A 14,928-nucleotide genomic window follows, 5' to 3' on the forward strand; every position below is an offset into this window, starting at 1 on the left:
CATGAGAAATTTCTATAACGCCAGGCGCCGCCCGCGCGGCTTTACCCTCGTCGAGATGGTCATCGTGATCGTCATCACGGGCATCATCGGCGCCATGGTCGCCGTCTTCATCCGCGTGCCCGTGCAAGGCTATATCGACACCACCGCGCGCGCGGCGCTGGCCGACACGGCCGATACGGCGGCGCGCCGCCTGACGCGCGACGTGCGCCTGGCCCTGCCCAACAGCGTGCGCGTGGGCGGCAATGGCCTGTACCTGGAATTGCTGCTGACCAAGACGGGCGGGCGCTACCTGAGCGACAGCGACCCGGCCGGTCTGGGCAATGTGCTGAGCTTCGAGACCCCTCCCGCCCCCGGCGTTCCGGCGAGCTTCACCGTCGTCGGCGCCATGCCCGCCGATGCGCTGGGCACGCGCCAGGCGATCAGCGTGGGCGATCAGATCGTCGTCTACAACCTGGGCGGGGACGACGCGCCGAACAATGCGTATGCCTGCAGCGCGGCAAATGGCTGCAACCGTGCGCCCGTGACGGCAGTGTCCGGCACTGTCGTCACCTTGGGCAGCTATCCCTTCACGACGGCGCCCGCGCCGCTGCCATCGCCATCGAACCGTTTCCAGGTGGTATCGACGCCCGTTACCTATGCGTGCGATCTGGCGACCGGCACCCTGACCCGTTACGCGGGCTATGTCATCCAGGCTACCCAGCCGGTTGTGGAAAACACGGCGCCGCTGGAGGCGAAGAAGGGAGCACTGCTGGCGCGCCAGGTGACGGCTTGCCGTTTCAGCTATGGCATTTTGGCCAACGTGCAGCGGGGTCTGGTGAATATCGACCTGAGTCTGGGGGCGGCGAACAGCAATACGGGCGTGCTGCGTCTGGTGCAACAGGTACAGGCGAGGAATACGCCATGAGGCGCTTGCTGCGCCACCGCACGGGCCGCATGCGCGGTTTCAGCCTCGTCACGGCCATTTTCCTGCTGGTGGTGCTGGCCGCGCTGGCGGCCGTGATGGTGAATATCTCCACTTTCCAGCAGACGGAGTCGGCCATGGACGTGCAGGGCGTGCGCGCCGAACAGGCCGCGCGCGCCGGTCTCGAATGGGGGCTGCAGCAGCAGATCAGCGCCGGCCTGACCGCCGGCGCGGCGTGCATCGGTCCGGCCGATTTCAACTTGCCGGCGGGCACGACGCTGTCGTCGTTCAGCGTCAGCGTGCAATGCAGCACGGCCAAGGGGCCCGGCACCTTGACCAGCTGGACCATCACGGCCACGGCGTGCAACCAGCCGGCCGCAGTCAAGCCGTTCTGTCCTAACGCGGGCAATAACGCCGATTACGTCCAGCGCCGCCTGCAAGCCGTGCTGTCGCAGTAAGGTCAACTGCATGAAAAAAAGATCGCTAATTTATTGTTTTTACACAATAAAGTTGGCTTCATGAATTAAAATTGGCTGGATGCATTAACTGCGCGACAAGATCGGGCAGGCACTTACACTGGATAGGTCGCATGGGTTTATTCGCAAGAGCAAGGAAGTATGAGGGTTGGCTGGCCACGGCGTTTGGCCGGGAAGGCGTCAGCGCTGTCGTTGTCGAACGTCCCGCCGACGGCATGCCGCGCGTGCTGGGCGCCAGTTACCAGGCGGCCGCGCGGCCGGCGCCGGCCGAGGTGCTGGAAAAACTGGGCAAGGACGTGCAGGCGGCAGCGCGCCACTGCACCACCGTGCTGGCCGGCGGCGAGTACCAGTTGCTGTCGCTGGAAGCGCCGGCCGTGCCGCGCGAGGAACTGAAGACGGCCGTGGGCTGGCGCCTGAAGGACATGCTTGACTTTCCCCTGGCCGAAGCCACCATCGACGTGTTCGACATCCCCGGCGACCCGAACGGCACCCAGCGCGGCAGCAGCGTGTTTGCCGTCGCCGCGCGCAACAGCGCCGTGTCGCGGCGCCAGGCGCTGTACGCCGAATGCAAGATCGGCCTGTCCGTGATCGATATCCCCGAGATGGCGCAGCGCAATATCGCCACCTTGCTGGAAACGCCGGGACGCGGCATCGCCGTGCTGTATTTCGATGGCGACGGCGGCTTGCTGACCATGAGTTTCAATGGCGAGCTTTACCAGGCGCGCCGCATCGACGTGACCCTGACGCAATTGCAGTCGCCCGACGCCAGCCAGTATTACGACCGCGTCACCCTGGAACTGCAGCGCTCGTTCGACCACTTCGACCGCCAGTTTCATTTCATTTCGCTGGCCCGCTTGATGCTTATGACGGGCGCGGCCGACGGCTTGCACGCCTATCTGGCCGACAACCTCTACATGCCCGTCGAGCAGCTGGACCTGGCCACGGTGCTGGACTTGTCGCAGGCCGCCGAATTGCGCGACCCCGCCATGCAGGCGCGCTACTTCCTAGCCATCGGCGCCGGCTTGCGCGAGGTTGGCCTGCACCCGGGCAAGCATGAAGGGAAGGGCGCATGAGCCAGCAGATCAATCTGTTCAATCCCCAGTTTGAACTGCAAAAACACCATATGTCGGCGCGCACGGCCGGGCTGGCTCTGGGCGGCTTGGCGCTGGCCCTGCTGGCCGTGGGCGTGCTGGCCCAGCAAGCCTTGACCGGCCTGGAACGGCGCGAAGCGGGCGTCAAGGCGGCGCTGGCGCAAGGCGAGGCGAAGCGCGACCAGGCTTTGCGCGATTTTCCTCCACGCAAGAAAGATCCGACGCTGGCGCAGGAACTGGCGGCCGTCGAGGCGCAACGCCAGTTGCTGCAGGATGCGTCGAACGTGCTGGAAAGCGGCAAGCTGGGCAATACCCTCGGCTATGCCGGCTATTTCCGCGCGCTGGCGCAGGCCAAGGTCGAGGGCGTATGGCTGACGGGCGTGGATATCGCCGGCGCCGGCAATGACTTCGGCTTGCAGGGCCGCGCCTTGCACGCGTCGCTGTTGCCCGCGTACATCACGCGCCTGGGCCAGCAGGAAGTACTGCGAGGCAAGACTTTCGCCAGCCTCGACATTAACCAGTCCGGGCAGCCGGCCGTGGCCGAGGGCAAGGCGCCTGGCCTGCCGTATGTCGCGTTCAGCCTGCAGTCGGCCGACCGCGCCGCCGGCCCGGCCGGGCCTGCCACGCCGCCGAAACCTGTTACGGAAGGAACACGCTGATGCTGCCCTTGCTGAAGAAATGGGCCGCCGCCTTCGACGCCCTCAGCCTGCGCGAGCGGCTGATGGTGTTCGGCGCCGGTGCGGCCGCCGTCCTGTTCGTGTTCTATTTCATGAGCTTCAATCCCCTGTTGGCGAAACGCGCCGCGCTGGAGGCGAGCATTGCGCAAAAACAAAGCCTCCTGAGCGCCACCGACAAGGAAATCGAGCTGACCATGCTGGCCCATGCCACCGATCCCGACCAGGAAGCGCGCAAGCGCCTGGCGGCCTTGCAGGCGGAAACGGCGTCCCTGGCGCAGGCGCTGCGCGAGAAGCAGCATGGTCTGGTGGCGCCCGAGCGCATGCTCACCTTGCTCGAACACTTGCTGCGCCGGCACGCAGGACTGCGCGTGGTGTCGCTGAAAACCCTGCCGGCCAGCGCCGTGGGCGCGCGCCAGGCCGACAGCGCGAACGGCGATGCGGCGGCCAGGGCCCCGGCCCCGGCGCCACTGCTGCACCAGCATGGGGTGGAAGTGGTGCTGCAAGGCAGTTATGCCGACATGGTGCAATACATGCAGGCGCTGCAAGCGATGCCGACGCGCGTCTTCTGGGGCGCCGCCCACCTCGACGCTGCCAGTTACCCGGGCGCCACCCTGACCCTGACCTTACATACCCTCAGCATGGACGATACATGGATCGCACTCTGACCCTGGGTTCCGCGTTGCTGGCGCCCTTCCTGATCCTGAACCTGGCATCGCCGGGCGCGCAGGCGCAGGCGCTCGACGATCCGACGCGCCCGCCCGCAGCCCTGTGGGCGCCCGCCGACGCCGCGCCCGTCGTCGCGGCCCGGCCGCAGCTGCAATCGGTGCTCGTTTCCACCCAGCCGGGCGGACGCCGCCTGGCCGTCATCGATGGCCAGACGGTCAAGGTGGGAGGCAAGGTGGGCGACGCCGTGGTGGTGGAAATCCGCGACACGGCCGTATTGTTGCGGCGTGGCAAATCACTGGAAACCTTCAAGCTGTATCCCAGTAGCAAGACCAACAACAAGGCCGATCGCAAGACCGATAGCAAGACCGACCGCAAGCAGGAGTAGAAGAAGTGGCCAAGCAACTCAATCAACACAAGGCGAGCATGTTCAAGATCAGTACGATGGCGGCTGTCATCAGCGTCAGCCTGGGCCTGGGCGGCTGCAATGTCGCGCCCGTCAAGCGCGACACCTATAATGCGATCACCGATGCCGTCAAGGGCGCGGCAGCCACCACGGCGCCGGCGGCCCAGCCGGATGCCGTGGAAGCGGCGCTGCTGCCGCCCGTGGCGGCCCTGGCCCAGCAATTGCCGAAGGCCCGCGCCGCGCTCGACGAGCGCTTCAACGTGGCGTTCAACAATGTGCCGGCGCGCCAGTTCTTCACTTCCATCGTGGCCGGCACGCGCTACAACATGCTGGTCCATCCCGACATCGGCGGCACGATTTCCGCCAATCTGAAGGACGTGACCCTGTTCCAGGCGCTCGACGCCGTGCGCGAACTGTATGGCTACGATTACAAGGTCGAGGGCACGCAGATCTACATCAAGCCCCTGACCATGCAGACGCGCTTGTTCCACGTCAATTACCTGACGGGCGCGCGCCGCGGCAGTTCCAACTTGCGCGTGTCGTCGACGTCGGTCGGTTCCGTGGGCTCGACCAATTCGGGCGGCTCCGGCAACAGCGGAAATGGCGGCAATAACAATCAGGGCAACAACAACGAGCAGAACCAGCAAACGAATGGCGGCCAGGGCGGCCGTACGCTGGACAGCAGCAACCTGACCACCTCGTCGACGGCCGATTTCTGGCCGGAACTGAAGGCGGCGCTGGAAGCCATCGTCGGCAGCAGCGACGGCGGCCGGCAAGTGGTGCTGAGCCCGCAATCGGGCGTGATCGTCATCCGCGCCATGCCGGAAGAGTTGCGCAATGTCGACATGTATTTGAAGGCCACGCAATTGTCCGTCGACCGCCAGGTGATCCTGGAAGCGAAAATCCTCGAAGTCGAACTCAACGACAACACGCAGACGGGCATCAACTGGGCCTCGTTCGCCTCGATCAAGAGCGGCCACACGAACCGCATCTCGACGGGCTTCATCCAGCCGGGCGGCACCCTGGCGCCGCTGCCCTTCAATGGCGGCCAGCCGCCCAACATGACGAATGGCAGCGGCTTGACGGCCAGCAGCGGCTTTGGCCTCAGCTCGGCGGCGACCTCGGCCGGTTCCATGTTCGGCCTGGCCTTCCAGACGGCCAATTTCGCGGCGATGATTTCCTTCCTGGAATCGCAAGGCTCCGTGCACGTGCTGTCGAGCCCGCGCATCGCCACCATGAACAACCAGAAGGCCGTGCTGAAGATCGGCACGGACGAGTTTTACGTGACGGGCGTGTCGACCACGACGAATACGACGGCCAGCGGCGCGACGACCAGCCCCAACGTGACCTTGCAGCCCTTCTTTTCCGGCGTGGTGCTGGACGTGACGCCGCAGATCGACGCGGATGGCAACATCATCCTGCACGTGCACCCATCCGTCAGCCAGGTGTCGACCATCAGCAAGGAAATCGACCTGGGCAGCGCCGGTTCCCTGAAACTGCCGCTGGCGGCATCGAGCACGTCGGAGATGGACAGCATGGTGCGCAGCCAGGACGGCCGCATCGTCGCCATCGGCGGCCTGATGCGCCAGGCCACGACGTCGGACCGCTCGCAAGTGCCGGGCGCGGGCGATATCCCCGTGCTGGGCGCGCTGTTCCGCAACACGGGGCAGGTGATCCAGAAGCGCGAGCTGGTGGTGCTGATCAAGCCGACCATCGTCGATGGCGCCAATAGCTGGAACGAGGACTTGCTCGATTCGGGCAAGCGCATCGAGGCGCTCGACCCGCGCCGTCCGTCGGAGCGGCGCTAAATGTACCAGGCCCATTTCGGCTTGCGCGAGGCGCCGTTCGGCCTCACGCCCGATACCAGTTTCTTCTTTAACGGCCCGCAGTCGCAAAAGGCGCTCAACACCTTGCTGGTGGCGGCGCGCAATGGCGAGGGCTTCATCAAGATCACTGGCGAAGTGGGCACCGGCAAGACTTTTCTTTGCCGCAAGTTCATGCAATCCTTGGGGCCGGACTTCGTCACGGCCTACATCCCGAATCCGAACTTGTCGCCCCGTTCGCTGATCCTGGCGCTGGCCGAGGACCTGGATGTCTTGCTGGAAAAGGATATTGAGCAGCATCAGTTGCTGCGCGCACTCAACTTGCGCCTGCTCAACCTGGCGGCGCAAGGCAAGCGCGTGCTGCTGTGCCTGGACGAAGCGCAGGCGATTCCCGTCGACAGCCTGGAAGCGCTGCGCCTGCTGACAAATCTGGAAACGGAAAAGCGCAAGCTGCTGCAGATCGTGCTGTTCGGCCAGCCGGAACTGGACGTCAAGCTGGCCCTGCCGGAAATCCGCCAGCTGGCGCAGCGCATCACCTTTCACTATCACCTGGGGCCCTTGTCGCGCGACGACGTGGATTTTTATGTGGCGCACCGCCTGCGCGTGGCCGGTTTCGATGGCGCGCGTCTGTTCAGCCGTGGCGGCGTGGCCAAGCTGTACAAGGCGTCCGGCGGCATCCCGCGCCTGATCAATATCATGGCGCACAAGGCGCTGATGGTGGCGTATGGCGAAGGGCGGCAGCAGGTCGGCGGCCGCCACGTGGCGCTGGCCGCCAGCGACACCCTGGCCAGCAAGCCGCGCCGCTTTTGGCGCAGGCCGTGGCCATGGCTGGCCGGCGCCGGCGTGCTGGCCGCCGCCTGCGGCGCGAGCTGGACTTTATTGAACCGATGACGAAGATGAGCCTGTAGATGAGCCTGATTAACAAGATGTTGCAAGACCTCGATGCCCGCGGCACCCCCGATGGACGCGGCGACGCGGCCGGTATCCGCTCCGTGCCCGAACGCGAGCGGGGCGTCTCGCGCGCGCTGGTCTTCGGCGGCGCCGCAGGCTTGACGGCCGCCGCCATCGCCCTGGGCTGGGTCTACCTGAAGCGCCCGGCCGTGCCGCCCGTGCTGGTCAGCGTGGCCAGTACGCCGGTCCTGGTTCCAGTGCCGGCACCGGCGCCTGCCGTCGTTGTTGCACCCGTGCCCGTACCCGTCGTGGCGGCGGAACCCGAACCCGTATTTCAGGCCGAGGAAGCCGCCCCCGCGCCGGCCAAGCTGCGTGCCGCCGACATGCGCCGCATCACGCAACAAGCCGTCAAGCCTGCTGGCGCGCCCGTGGTGAAGACGGCCGCGTCCGCTGTGAGTGAACGTATCATTGACGGAAAACAAGTCACGCCGCAGCAGCGCGTGGAGAATGAATACCGGCGCGCGCTGGCCCAGTTGCAGGATGGCCGCGTGTCCGACGCCATGCTGGCCTTGCAGCAGACCCTGCAGCTGGATCCGCGCCACCAGGGCGCGCGCGAAACCCTGGTGCGCCTGCTGCTGGAAGCGCAGCGTCCCGACGAGGCGGCCCGCCAGTTACAGCTGAGTCTGGCGCTGGACCCGAAACAGCCGGCGCAAGCGATGATGCTGGCCCGTTTGCAGCTGGACAAGGCCAATGGCGGCGCGGCGGCCCTCGATACCCTCATGCGCAGCTTGCCGTACGCCGCCGACAGCGGCGAATACCACGCCTTCCTGGCCGGCGTGCTGCAGCGCGAGCAGCGCTACCGCGAAGCGGCCGAACACTACCAGCTGGCCCTGCAGGCGGTGCCCGACAACAGCGTCTGGTGGATGGGCCTCGGCATCGCCTTGCAAGCCGACAACCACCCGGCCCAGGCGCGCCAGGCGTTCGAACGGGCCAAGGGCTTGCAAACCCTGTCGCCCCAGCTGCAGGCCTTTGTCGAGCGCAAGCTGGTGCAGCTGACGGCGGCGACGGCGAAGTAACTATTACCTCAATGAAAGAAACAGCTTGAAGCCTCTGCATCTGCTCATCGTCCTTTGCTGCCTGGCCAACAGCGCCCTGGCCGCCCCCGCCAGCGCCCCGGCCAGCTACGTTCTTGAAAATACGGAAGTGCGCGACATCCGCGCGCAAGCCCTCAAACGCGACTATCAGCTATATGTCGCCTTGCCCGATTCCTATCGGCAGTGCAATAAGCGCTATCCGGTGCTGTTCGTCGTCGACGCCAATTATGCGTTTCCCGTCGTGCGCAATATCGCGCAGCGCCTGAACAAGCATGCGGGGATGGAAGAGGTCATCGTGGTCGGCTTGTCGTATGCCAACGGCGATGGCGGGGTGTACAGCCGGCGCCGCGACTACACGCCCACCACGCCGCGCAAGCACGATTACCGCTCGGACATGCCGGGGCGGCAGCCCGCGTTCGGCGAAGCGAAGGCGTATGGCCAGTTCATCTGGGGCGAGGTGTTTCCCTTTATTGCGCAGCAATATCGCGCGAACATGCAGCGCAAGGTGTTCATCGGCCATTCCTACGGCAGCCTGCTGGGCCTGCAATTGCTGCTGACGGAACCGCGCACCTTCGAGCACTACATCCTCGGCAGCCCGTCGCTGTGGTACGACGCCGGCGTCATGTTCGACCGCGAACAGGCGTATGCGGCCAGCCACAAGGACTTGCCCGCGTCCGTGTTCTTCGGCATCGGCGGCCTGGAAAAGTTGGCGGCGGGCAAGAAGCGTTCGCGTTCGGAAGAGGACGCCGACATGGTGGCCGACTTGCGCGAATTCGATGGGAAGTTGACATCGCGCAAGTTCCCCGGCCTGAAGACGCGCTTGCGCGTCTTCGCGGATGAAGATCACGCGAGCGTGTTTCCTTTCGTGCTCACGCATGGCTTGCGGGCGTATCTGACGTCCGCAAAATGAAGGGCGCTTACGGGCGCATCAATGCCGGCAGGATCAGCTTGGTCAGCAATTTTTCGCTGATGCCATGGGCGTCGCGCACCTGGAAGTTGGTCGTGGTGATGACGACCACGGCATCGAGTTCCGGCAGGACGAGCACTTTATTGCCGCCGGAACCCGCCATGCCATAGCTTTGCACCGTGCGGCCATTGGCCGTGAACGGTTGCAGCCACCACAGGTAGCCGTAGTCCATGCCTTCGCGCGCGTTGGCGTGAGGCGCGATCGAGCGCTTGACCCATTCGGCCGGCATCACCTGCTTGCCATGCCAGCGCCCGCCGTCGAGGTAGAGCTGGCCAAGCTTCATCAGATCCACGCTGCGCAGCTGCAAGCCGCCGCCCGTCATGGCGCTGCCCTTGGGCTGGAATTGCCATTTCACCTTGTCGATGCCAAGCGGCTTGAACAGGTTGGCGGCGGCGAAGTCCGGCACGCCCTGGCCGCTCACCTTTTCAAGCAGCGGTCCCAGCAGGGTTACGCCGGCCGTGCAATAGCTCCAGGCGCGGCCGTACGGCGATTGCTCGGGGCGGGGCTGCCATTCGGGAAAGCCGCGGATCGGCAGGTCCGCCACGAAGCGGCTCCAGTCTTCCACCAGATACATGCGCTCTTCATTGCCGCGCGAATGCTGGTTGTCGTCGTCGCACTCGAGCAGCGAACTCATGGTCAGGAAATCCTCGACCGTGATCTTGTCCTTGCGCGGGTCGGCATGGGCCAGTGGGCGCAGTTCCGGAAAGTAGGGCAGGACGGGGGAGTCGGTGCGCAAGAGCTTGCGCTCGATGGCCAGGCCGACCAGCATGCCGGCCACCGTCTTGCCCACCGAGCGCGTGTTGCGCAGGCTTTCGGCGCCATCCTTGTCGAAGTAGTGTTCGTAAAGCAGCTTGCCATGCTGCGCCACCACGACGCTGGTGACCTGCTTGAAGTCGCCCGCTTCGATGGCGGTGGTGACGCCGTCCAGCTCGCCTGCGTGGACGCTGCTGCCGAAGGCGAGAAGAAGGGGGATGTATCGCAACATGGTGTACTCCTGAGTTGGAAAAGTGCAGTCTAGTCTTGCAAATTGGGCATTGTCTTGGACGTTTGAAACATTTGGCGGCGATAGTTGCTGGGCGTCATGCCGTAACGGGCCTGGAAGGCGCGCGTCATATGGCTCTGGTCGGCAAAGCCCACGCTCAGCGCCACGTCGGCCATGCTCAGTTCCGGGCGGCGCAGCAAGCCGCTGGCCTGGTCGACGCGGCGCCAGCGCAGCAGGTCGCCCGGCGAACAGCCCCAGGCCTGGCGGAACACGCGGGCCAGGTGCACGGGATGCACATCCAGGGCGGCGGCCACGTCGGCGATGCGCAGATGCGTGTCATTGGCCAGGTCCATCACTGCTTCATACGCCTGGTGGGCCCAGCCGGGCAGGGCGGGGGGCGCCTGCCGGGGCGCCTTGTGCAGGCTGGCCAGCATTTCCCACGCGCCCGCTTCGAGCAAGGCGCTATCGCCGCCGCGGCCCACTTCGCGCGCGAGCCGGAACGCGGCCGCCGCGCTGGCCATATCGCGCAACACGGTGGCGCACTCCTGGGCCGCATGCAATTCCTCGGCGCCCGACAGCAGGGCAGGGTCGAGCGATACCGTCATGAAACTGCCCTTGCCATCGACGAAGCGGTCGCGGTGCGTCGTGCCGGCAGGATTGAAGACGAGGGTGGGCGAAGGCGCGCGCGGCGGGGCGTGCAGGGCGCTGGAAATATACGTGCCGGACAGAACGAAGACGAAGTGGGCATCGTCATGCCGGTGCGTTTCGACTTCATCCTCGCCACGCGTGGCCTTCAGGCGGCGGATATCGAAGATGCTGCCGCGCGCGCCGTGATGCACGTCGCCATAGAATTGGCCGGATTTGAACTGGAGTGGAGTGGTCATATCGGCATGGTATGTGCGGCCGTCCTGACGGGCGAGCGCGGGACGACGAATGGCGCCAGGCGCAGGATGAACGGTCGATTCGGGGGAATGCACGGGATGTGGGACGGCGGCTCAGGCCGGTTTTGCGTGGCTGCTGGCAGGCGTGCAGGGGTGCCGGGGCGGCTATGTGTAAAATTTGCGCAGCGTCCAGATGTCGCCATCGATACTGGATCGCGCCAGGGGCGAGCCGCTGGAATGCCGGGCGCCGCCCGCCTGGCAGTGCCAGCGTCGTCATGAACTCTCCGACCGCCGGAAGCGGTCATCGATAAGGTCAGGTGCAATGCGTACATTGAATGAATTACTGGATAGTGAAGACCCGGCGTTTCCGCTGATCCGGCAATGGGCCAGCGAGGCCGACATCCCGGTGGAATTGCTGCCGCCCTCGGCCGGCAGGGAAGATGTGCTGCTGAGCCTGCAGGTCACCACGCGTTCCCCCCTCGGCGCCATCGCCTATGAAACCGGGGGCATTCTGGTGGATGACGGCTGGCTGCGGATATTGGGCTCGGGACATGGCAAGCTGGAGCGGAACATTGCAATGTGGAACGAAGGAAAGGCCGAAGGCTTTCTGTTGGTGGCCGACGACGTGCTCGGCGGCTTTTTTGCCATCAACGGCGGCGCACTCGGGGCCGACCAGGGCAAGATGTATTACCTCGCGCCCGAGACACTGGCGTGGGAAGCGCTGGAGATCGGCTACACGGCGTTCGTCGAATGGGCTTTTACTCGCCAGTTGCGGCAGTTTTACTGCCGGCAGCCCGGCGATGCGCAGGAGTTTGACGAATTGCCCGAATTGCCTTTGCCCGGCGACCTCTGCCTGAATTTTTATCCGTTTCTGTGGACGCAAGAAGGGTCCCTCAAGACCAGCTCGCGGCGCGCCATTCCCGTGGAAGAGCAGTGGGCGCTCAACCTTGATCTGCAACAGAAGTTGCTGGACGCTCCTGCAGGCGCGAACTGAGGCATGGCTTGCGGGCGTCTTTGACGGCATCGCCCTGCGCATCCCGGGCCGGCGAAATGGCATTTCAACCCCCGATTCAAGCGCTTTGTCGCAATGGCATGCGCGAGAAGAGGGATAGGGGATAGCATACGATGGGCTTTCTCGCGATGCGCCGCCCGCCAGCGAGTGTCCGATACTGCCGCGGCAGGCAACGGATGCTTCTCAACGACCCCGATCAGGATGAATACGCATGAAATTGACCCTTCCACATGTCCTCTCCACTTGTCTGTTGGGCGCCTTCGGTGCGATCGGCAGCGCGCACGCGGCTCCCGCCGATGCCGAACTGGTCGCCTTGGTGCAACGCCATGCGCAGGCGCAGAGCAACTTTGATCAAGTGGCCTTGAACGCCATCACGGCGGAGAATTATGTGGAAATATCGCCGGTCGGCGAGGTGGACGGGCGTGAAAAAATGCTCGCCTTCTATGCGCCGGAGCAGAAGCGGCCGAGTCCCCAGCTGCAGGTCGATGAACCAGTGGTGCGCCTGTTTGGCGATACGGCGCTCATCTCGGCGCGGCTGTCCTACCGTCTCAACCAGGATGGGGTAGCCCGCAATTTCGCCCTGCGCGCCGGCTATGTCGCTCGGCTTGTTGACAAGCAATGGCTGCTGGTCAGCGCACAGTACACGGGCATCCGCCCGCCGAAACCGTGAAGTGAGCCGTGCCTGGTGTCCGGCCAGCCTACAGCCGCGCCTCGTCGCCCCACACGTGCCGCATGCTGAAATGCATGCCGGCATCGTCTTCGTGCAGCGACGAGACGATGGCGAACTGGCTGTCGCCCGTGTCGCGCGGCGTCATCTGCGATAGCTCGGCGGCGGCCAGCGGCGCGCCCAGCGGGTCGCTGAGCGGATGCACATGGCCGGCGCCCCGTTGCGTCACCACTCCCAGTTCGCCGCTGCGCAGGCGTACCAGGGTGCCGGGCGGATACTTGCCCAGCAGATTGACGAATTGCTCGCCCAGCAGCGGGTCGATGGGCACGCCCTGGTCGAGGAAGATGTGCTGCAGCGCCTGGTCGGGGACGATGGAGCGGCGGTAGTTGCGCGCCGAGACGCGGGCGCAATAGCGGTCGGCCAGGCCGATCAGCTTGGCATTTTGCAGGATTTCATCGGCCGTGCGCCCCTGCGGGTAGCCGCTGCCGTCGTCGTTTTCATGGTGCAAGAGTACACAGCTCAGCCATTCCTCGTCATCGACGCCGGCGCAGCGCAGCAATTCCGTGCTTTCCTGCGGATGCTGGCGCACGATGCGCATTTCGTCGTCGTTCAGGGGGCCGCGCCGGTCCTGGAAGCTGTCGTGGTGGCGCAGCATGCCCACGTTCATCGTCAGCGCGGCCGCGCCGATCAGCAGCAGTTCATCGTGCGACTTGTGCATGCCGCGGCCCACCAGCATGGCCAGCAAGGCCGTTTCGATGCAGTGGCGCACGGCGTAGCTGCCGGCGATCTGGTTGAGCAGGATGCTGGCCAGGGCGATATCGGCATCGTGTTCGAGCGCGCGCAGCAGTTCGCGGGCGATGTCGCGCACGTCGCGCTCGGCATTGCTTTCGCTGCGCAAGTCCAGTAGCAGCCGTTCCAGGCGTTGCGCCGCCTCATTGAGCAAGCGCAAGACGGATGGCTGGTCCGGCGCGCCCACGTACAGGCCCAGCTGCAGCAAACGGCCCAGCTGCGTGCCATCCGTGATGATCTGCCCCTTGCGCAGTTGCGGGCCGGCACTATGGTCAGCCAAAAACAGATCCCAGGGCAGGGGTTCGCCGGGAACCAGGTCGGCCGGGCCGATGCGACGCTGTACCATCTGTCATCCTTTGCCCCGCCGCAGCGAAGCCATGTTCAGTGCTCGGTTATATGCTGCGCAGGCGCTCCAGCGCCAGGCGCAAGGTCTCGTCTTTCTTGGCAAAGCAGAAGCGCACGATGCCCGACTCCTTGCCCTGCACGTAAAACGCGGAGACGGGAATGGCCGCCACCTTGATTTCCGTCGTCAGCCATTCGGCGAACTGCGCTTCGGTCTCTTGCGAAATCGCATCGTAGCGCACGCACTGGAAATACGTGCCGTCGGCCGGCAGCAGGGTAAAGCGGCTGCCCGCCAGGCCGTCGCGGAACAGGTCGCGCTTGCGCTGGTAAAACGCGGGCAAGTCCAGGTAGGGCTGCGGGTCTGCCATGTAGCCGGCGATGCCGTGCTGCATCGGCGTGTTGACGGTAAACACGTTGTACTGGTGCACCTTGCGAAATTCCGCCGTCAGGGCTGCTGGTGCCGCCACGTAGCCGACTTTCCAGCCCGTCACGTGATACGTCTTGCCGAAGCTGGAGACGATGAAGCTGCGCGCCGCCAGTTCCGGGTTGCGCGAAAGCGAGGCGTGCGGCACGCCGTCGTACACCATGTGCTCGTACACTTCGTCGGACAGGATCAATATTTGCGTGCCGCGCACGATGTCGGCCAGTGCGGCGATGTCGGCCGGGCGCAAAATCGTGCCCGTCGGGTTGTGCGGCGTGTTGATGATGATCAAGCGCGTCTTGCTGCTGACGGCGGCGGCCAGTTTGTCCCACGGCACGCTGTAGCCTTGCTCACCCACTTGCATGGACACCAGCACGGGCACGCCGCCGGCCAGCGCGATGGCGGGCAGATAGCTGTCGTAGGCCGGTTCGATGACGATGACTTCGTCGCCCGGGTGCACGCAGCACAGGATGGTGGTGGTGAGCGCCTGCGTGGCGCCGGCCGTGACGGTGATTTCCGTGCCGGCATCATAACCGTGGCCGTACAAGCTGGCGATTTTCGCGGCGATGGCCTCGCGCAGGGGCGCGGCGCCCGTCATCATCGGATACTGGTTGTGGCCGGCGCGCATGGCGTCGCTGACCAGGTCGACCAGGGCCGGGTCGCAATCGAAGTCGGGAAAGCCCTGGCCAAGGTTGACGGCGCCATGCTGGGCCGCCAGGCTGGACATGCGGGTGAACACGGTGGTGCCCACGAGAGGCAAGCGGGTGGTCAGGGTGGGAGTCGTGCAGGGCAGGGACGGGCTGTTCATGAGCGGTAGGGGCGCGGTGCGGAAAGTGGAATCGTTT

At 65.2% G+C, this 14,928-nt stretch carries 16 protein-coding genes; 12 read left to right on the forward strand and 4 right to left on the reverse strand.

Annotated features, from left to right (window positions below; translation table 11 throughout):
* Nucleotide 1: 1 nt before the first annotated feature.
* The 10 genes from O3298_RS09505 to O3298_RS09550 all read left to right on the forward strand — a co-directional run bounded on the left by O3298_RS09505 (nt 2) and on the right by O3298_RS09550 (nt 8,932).
* A complete protein-coding gene (locus O3298_RS09505; RefSeq protein ID WP_289904681.1) occupies nt 2–904 on the forward strand; it encodes a prepilin-type N-terminal cleavage/methylation domain-containing protein in 903 nt (300 codons plus the stop codon).
* Complete coding sequence (locus O3298_RS09510; protein ID WP_305059116.1) at nt 901–1,359, forward strand: agglutinin biogenesis protein MshP; 459 nt, start codon at nt 901–903, stop codon at nt 1,357–1,359. Before O3298_RS09505 ends, O3298_RS09510 begins: the two co-directional genes overlap by 4 nt.
* A 131-nt stretch (nt 1,360–1,490) precedes the next feature.
* Nucleotides 1,491–2,450, forward strand: a complete 960-nt coding sequence (locus tag O3298_RS09515; protein WP_077405827.1) for an agglutinin biogenesis protein MshI — start codon at nt 1,491–1,493, stop codon at nt 2,448–2,450.
* Nucleotides 2,447–3,127: an MSHA biogenesis protein MshA gene (locus O3298_RS09520; RefSeq protein WP_305059117.1), complete on the forward strand. Its 681-nt coding sequence runs from the start codon at nt 2,447–2,449 to the stop codon at nt 3,125–3,127. The genes O3298_RS09515 and O3298_RS09520 overlap by 4 nt, the downstream gene beginning before the upstream one ends.
* On the forward strand, nt 3,127–3,810 hold the full coding sequence (gene gspM, locus O3298_RS09525) for a type II secretion system protein GspM (protein WP_305059118.1): 684 nt from the start codon (nt 3,127–3,129) through the stop codon (nt 3,808–3,810). The genes O3298_RS09520 and gspM overlap by 1 nt, the downstream gene beginning before the upstream one ends.
* Nucleotides 3,795–4,196, forward strand: a complete 402-nt coding sequence (locus O3298_RS09530; RefSeq protein WP_305059119.1) for an MSHA biogenesis protein MshK — start codon at nt 3,795–3,797, stop codon at nt 4,194–4,196. The genes gspM and O3298_RS09530 overlap by 16 nt, the downstream gene beginning before the upstream one ends.
* A 38-nt stretch (nt 4,197–4,234) precedes the next feature.
* Nucleotides 4,235–6,022, forward strand: a complete 1,788-nt coding sequence (mshL, locus tag O3298_RS09535) for a pilus (MSHA type) biogenesis protein MshL (RefSeq protein ID WP_289897537.1) — start codon at nt 4,235–4,237, stop codon at nt 6,020–6,022.
* On the forward strand, nt 6,023–6,928 hold the full coding sequence (locus O3298_RS09540) for an ExeA family protein (protein ID WP_251348319.1): 906 nt from the start codon (nt 6,023–6,025) through the stop codon (nt 6,926–6,928).
* A gap of 17 nt (nt 6,929–6,945) precedes the next feature.
* Nucleotides 6,946–8,004, forward strand: a complete 1,059-nt coding sequence (locus O3298_RS09545; protein WP_305059120.1) for a tetratricopeptide repeat protein — start codon at nt 6,946–6,948, stop codon at nt 8,002–8,004.
* A 25-nt stretch (nt 8,005–8,029) separates the two neighbouring features.
* Nucleotides 8,030–8,932: an alpha/beta hydrolase gene (locus tag O3298_RS09550; RefSeq protein WP_305059121.1), complete on the forward strand. Its 903-nt coding sequence runs from the start codon at nt 8,030–8,032 to the stop codon at nt 8,930–8,932.
* Between the two features lie 7 nt (nt 8,933–8,939).
* Here the strand turns inward: O3298_RS09550 and O3298_RS09555 are convergent, their stop codons facing one another.
* Together O3298_RS09555 and O3298_RS09560 are read right to left on the reverse strand one after the other, a co-directional pair.
* Nucleotides 8,940–9,974 (reverse strand): serine hydrolase, encoded by a 1,035-nt coding sequence (locus O3298_RS09555; RefSeq protein WP_305059122.1) that lies wholly within the window; start codon nt 9,972–9,974, stop codon nt 8,940–8,942.
* Nucleotides 9,975–10,003: 29 nt separating this feature from the next.
* Nucleotides 10,004–10,855: a helix-turn-helix transcriptional regulator gene (locus O3298_RS09560; RefSeq protein WP_305059123.1), complete on the reverse strand. Its 852-nt coding sequence runs from the start codon at nt 10,853–10,855 to the stop codon at nt 10,004–10,006.
* Nucleotides 10,856–11,174: 319 nt separating this feature from the next.
* Here O3298_RS09560 and O3298_RS09565 point away from each other — a divergent pair, with 319 nt between their 5' ends.
* Together O3298_RS09565 and O3298_RS09570 are read left to right on the forward strand one after the other, a co-directional pair.
* Nucleotides 11,175–11,846: a DUF2625 family protein gene (locus O3298_RS09565; protein ID WP_305059124.1), complete on the forward strand. Its 672-nt coding sequence runs from the start codon at nt 11,175–11,177 to the stop codon at nt 11,844–11,846.
* Between the two features lie 229 nt (nt 11,847–12,075).
* Nucleotides 12,076–12,534 (forward strand): nuclear transport factor 2 family protein, encoded by a 459-nt coding sequence (locus O3298_RS09570; RefSeq protein ID WP_289914329.1) that lies wholly within the window; start codon nt 12,076–12,078, stop codon nt 12,532–12,534.
* Between the two features lie 28 nt (nt 12,535–12,562).
* On the opposite strand, the gene O3298_RS09575 is transcribed toward O3298_RS09570, so the two are convergent.
* Both O3298_RS09575 and O3298_RS09580 read right to left on the reverse strand, forming a co-directional pair.
* A complete protein-coding gene (locus O3298_RS09575) occupies nt 12,563–13,666 on the reverse strand; it encodes an HD-GYP domain-containing protein (protein ID WP_099667534.1) in 1,104 nt (367 codons plus the stop codon).
* Nucleotides 13,667–13,712: 46 nt separating this feature from the next.
* Nucleotides 13,713–14,891 carry a pyridoxal phosphate-dependent aminotransferase gene (locus O3298_RS09580; protein ID WP_305059125.1) on the reverse strand — a complete coding sequence of 393 codons (1,179 nt, stop codon included), beginning with the start codon at nt 14,889–14,891 and terminating at the stop codon, nt 13,713–13,715.
* Nucleotides 14,892–14,928: the final 37 nt, after the last annotated feature.

It is taken from the genome of Janthinobacterium sp. SUN137 (assembly GCF_030587265.1).
GTDB classification, from domain to species: Bacteria; Pseudomonadota; Gammaproteobacteria; order Burkholderiales; family Burkholderiaceae_D; genus Janthinobacterium; species Janthinobacterium kumbetense.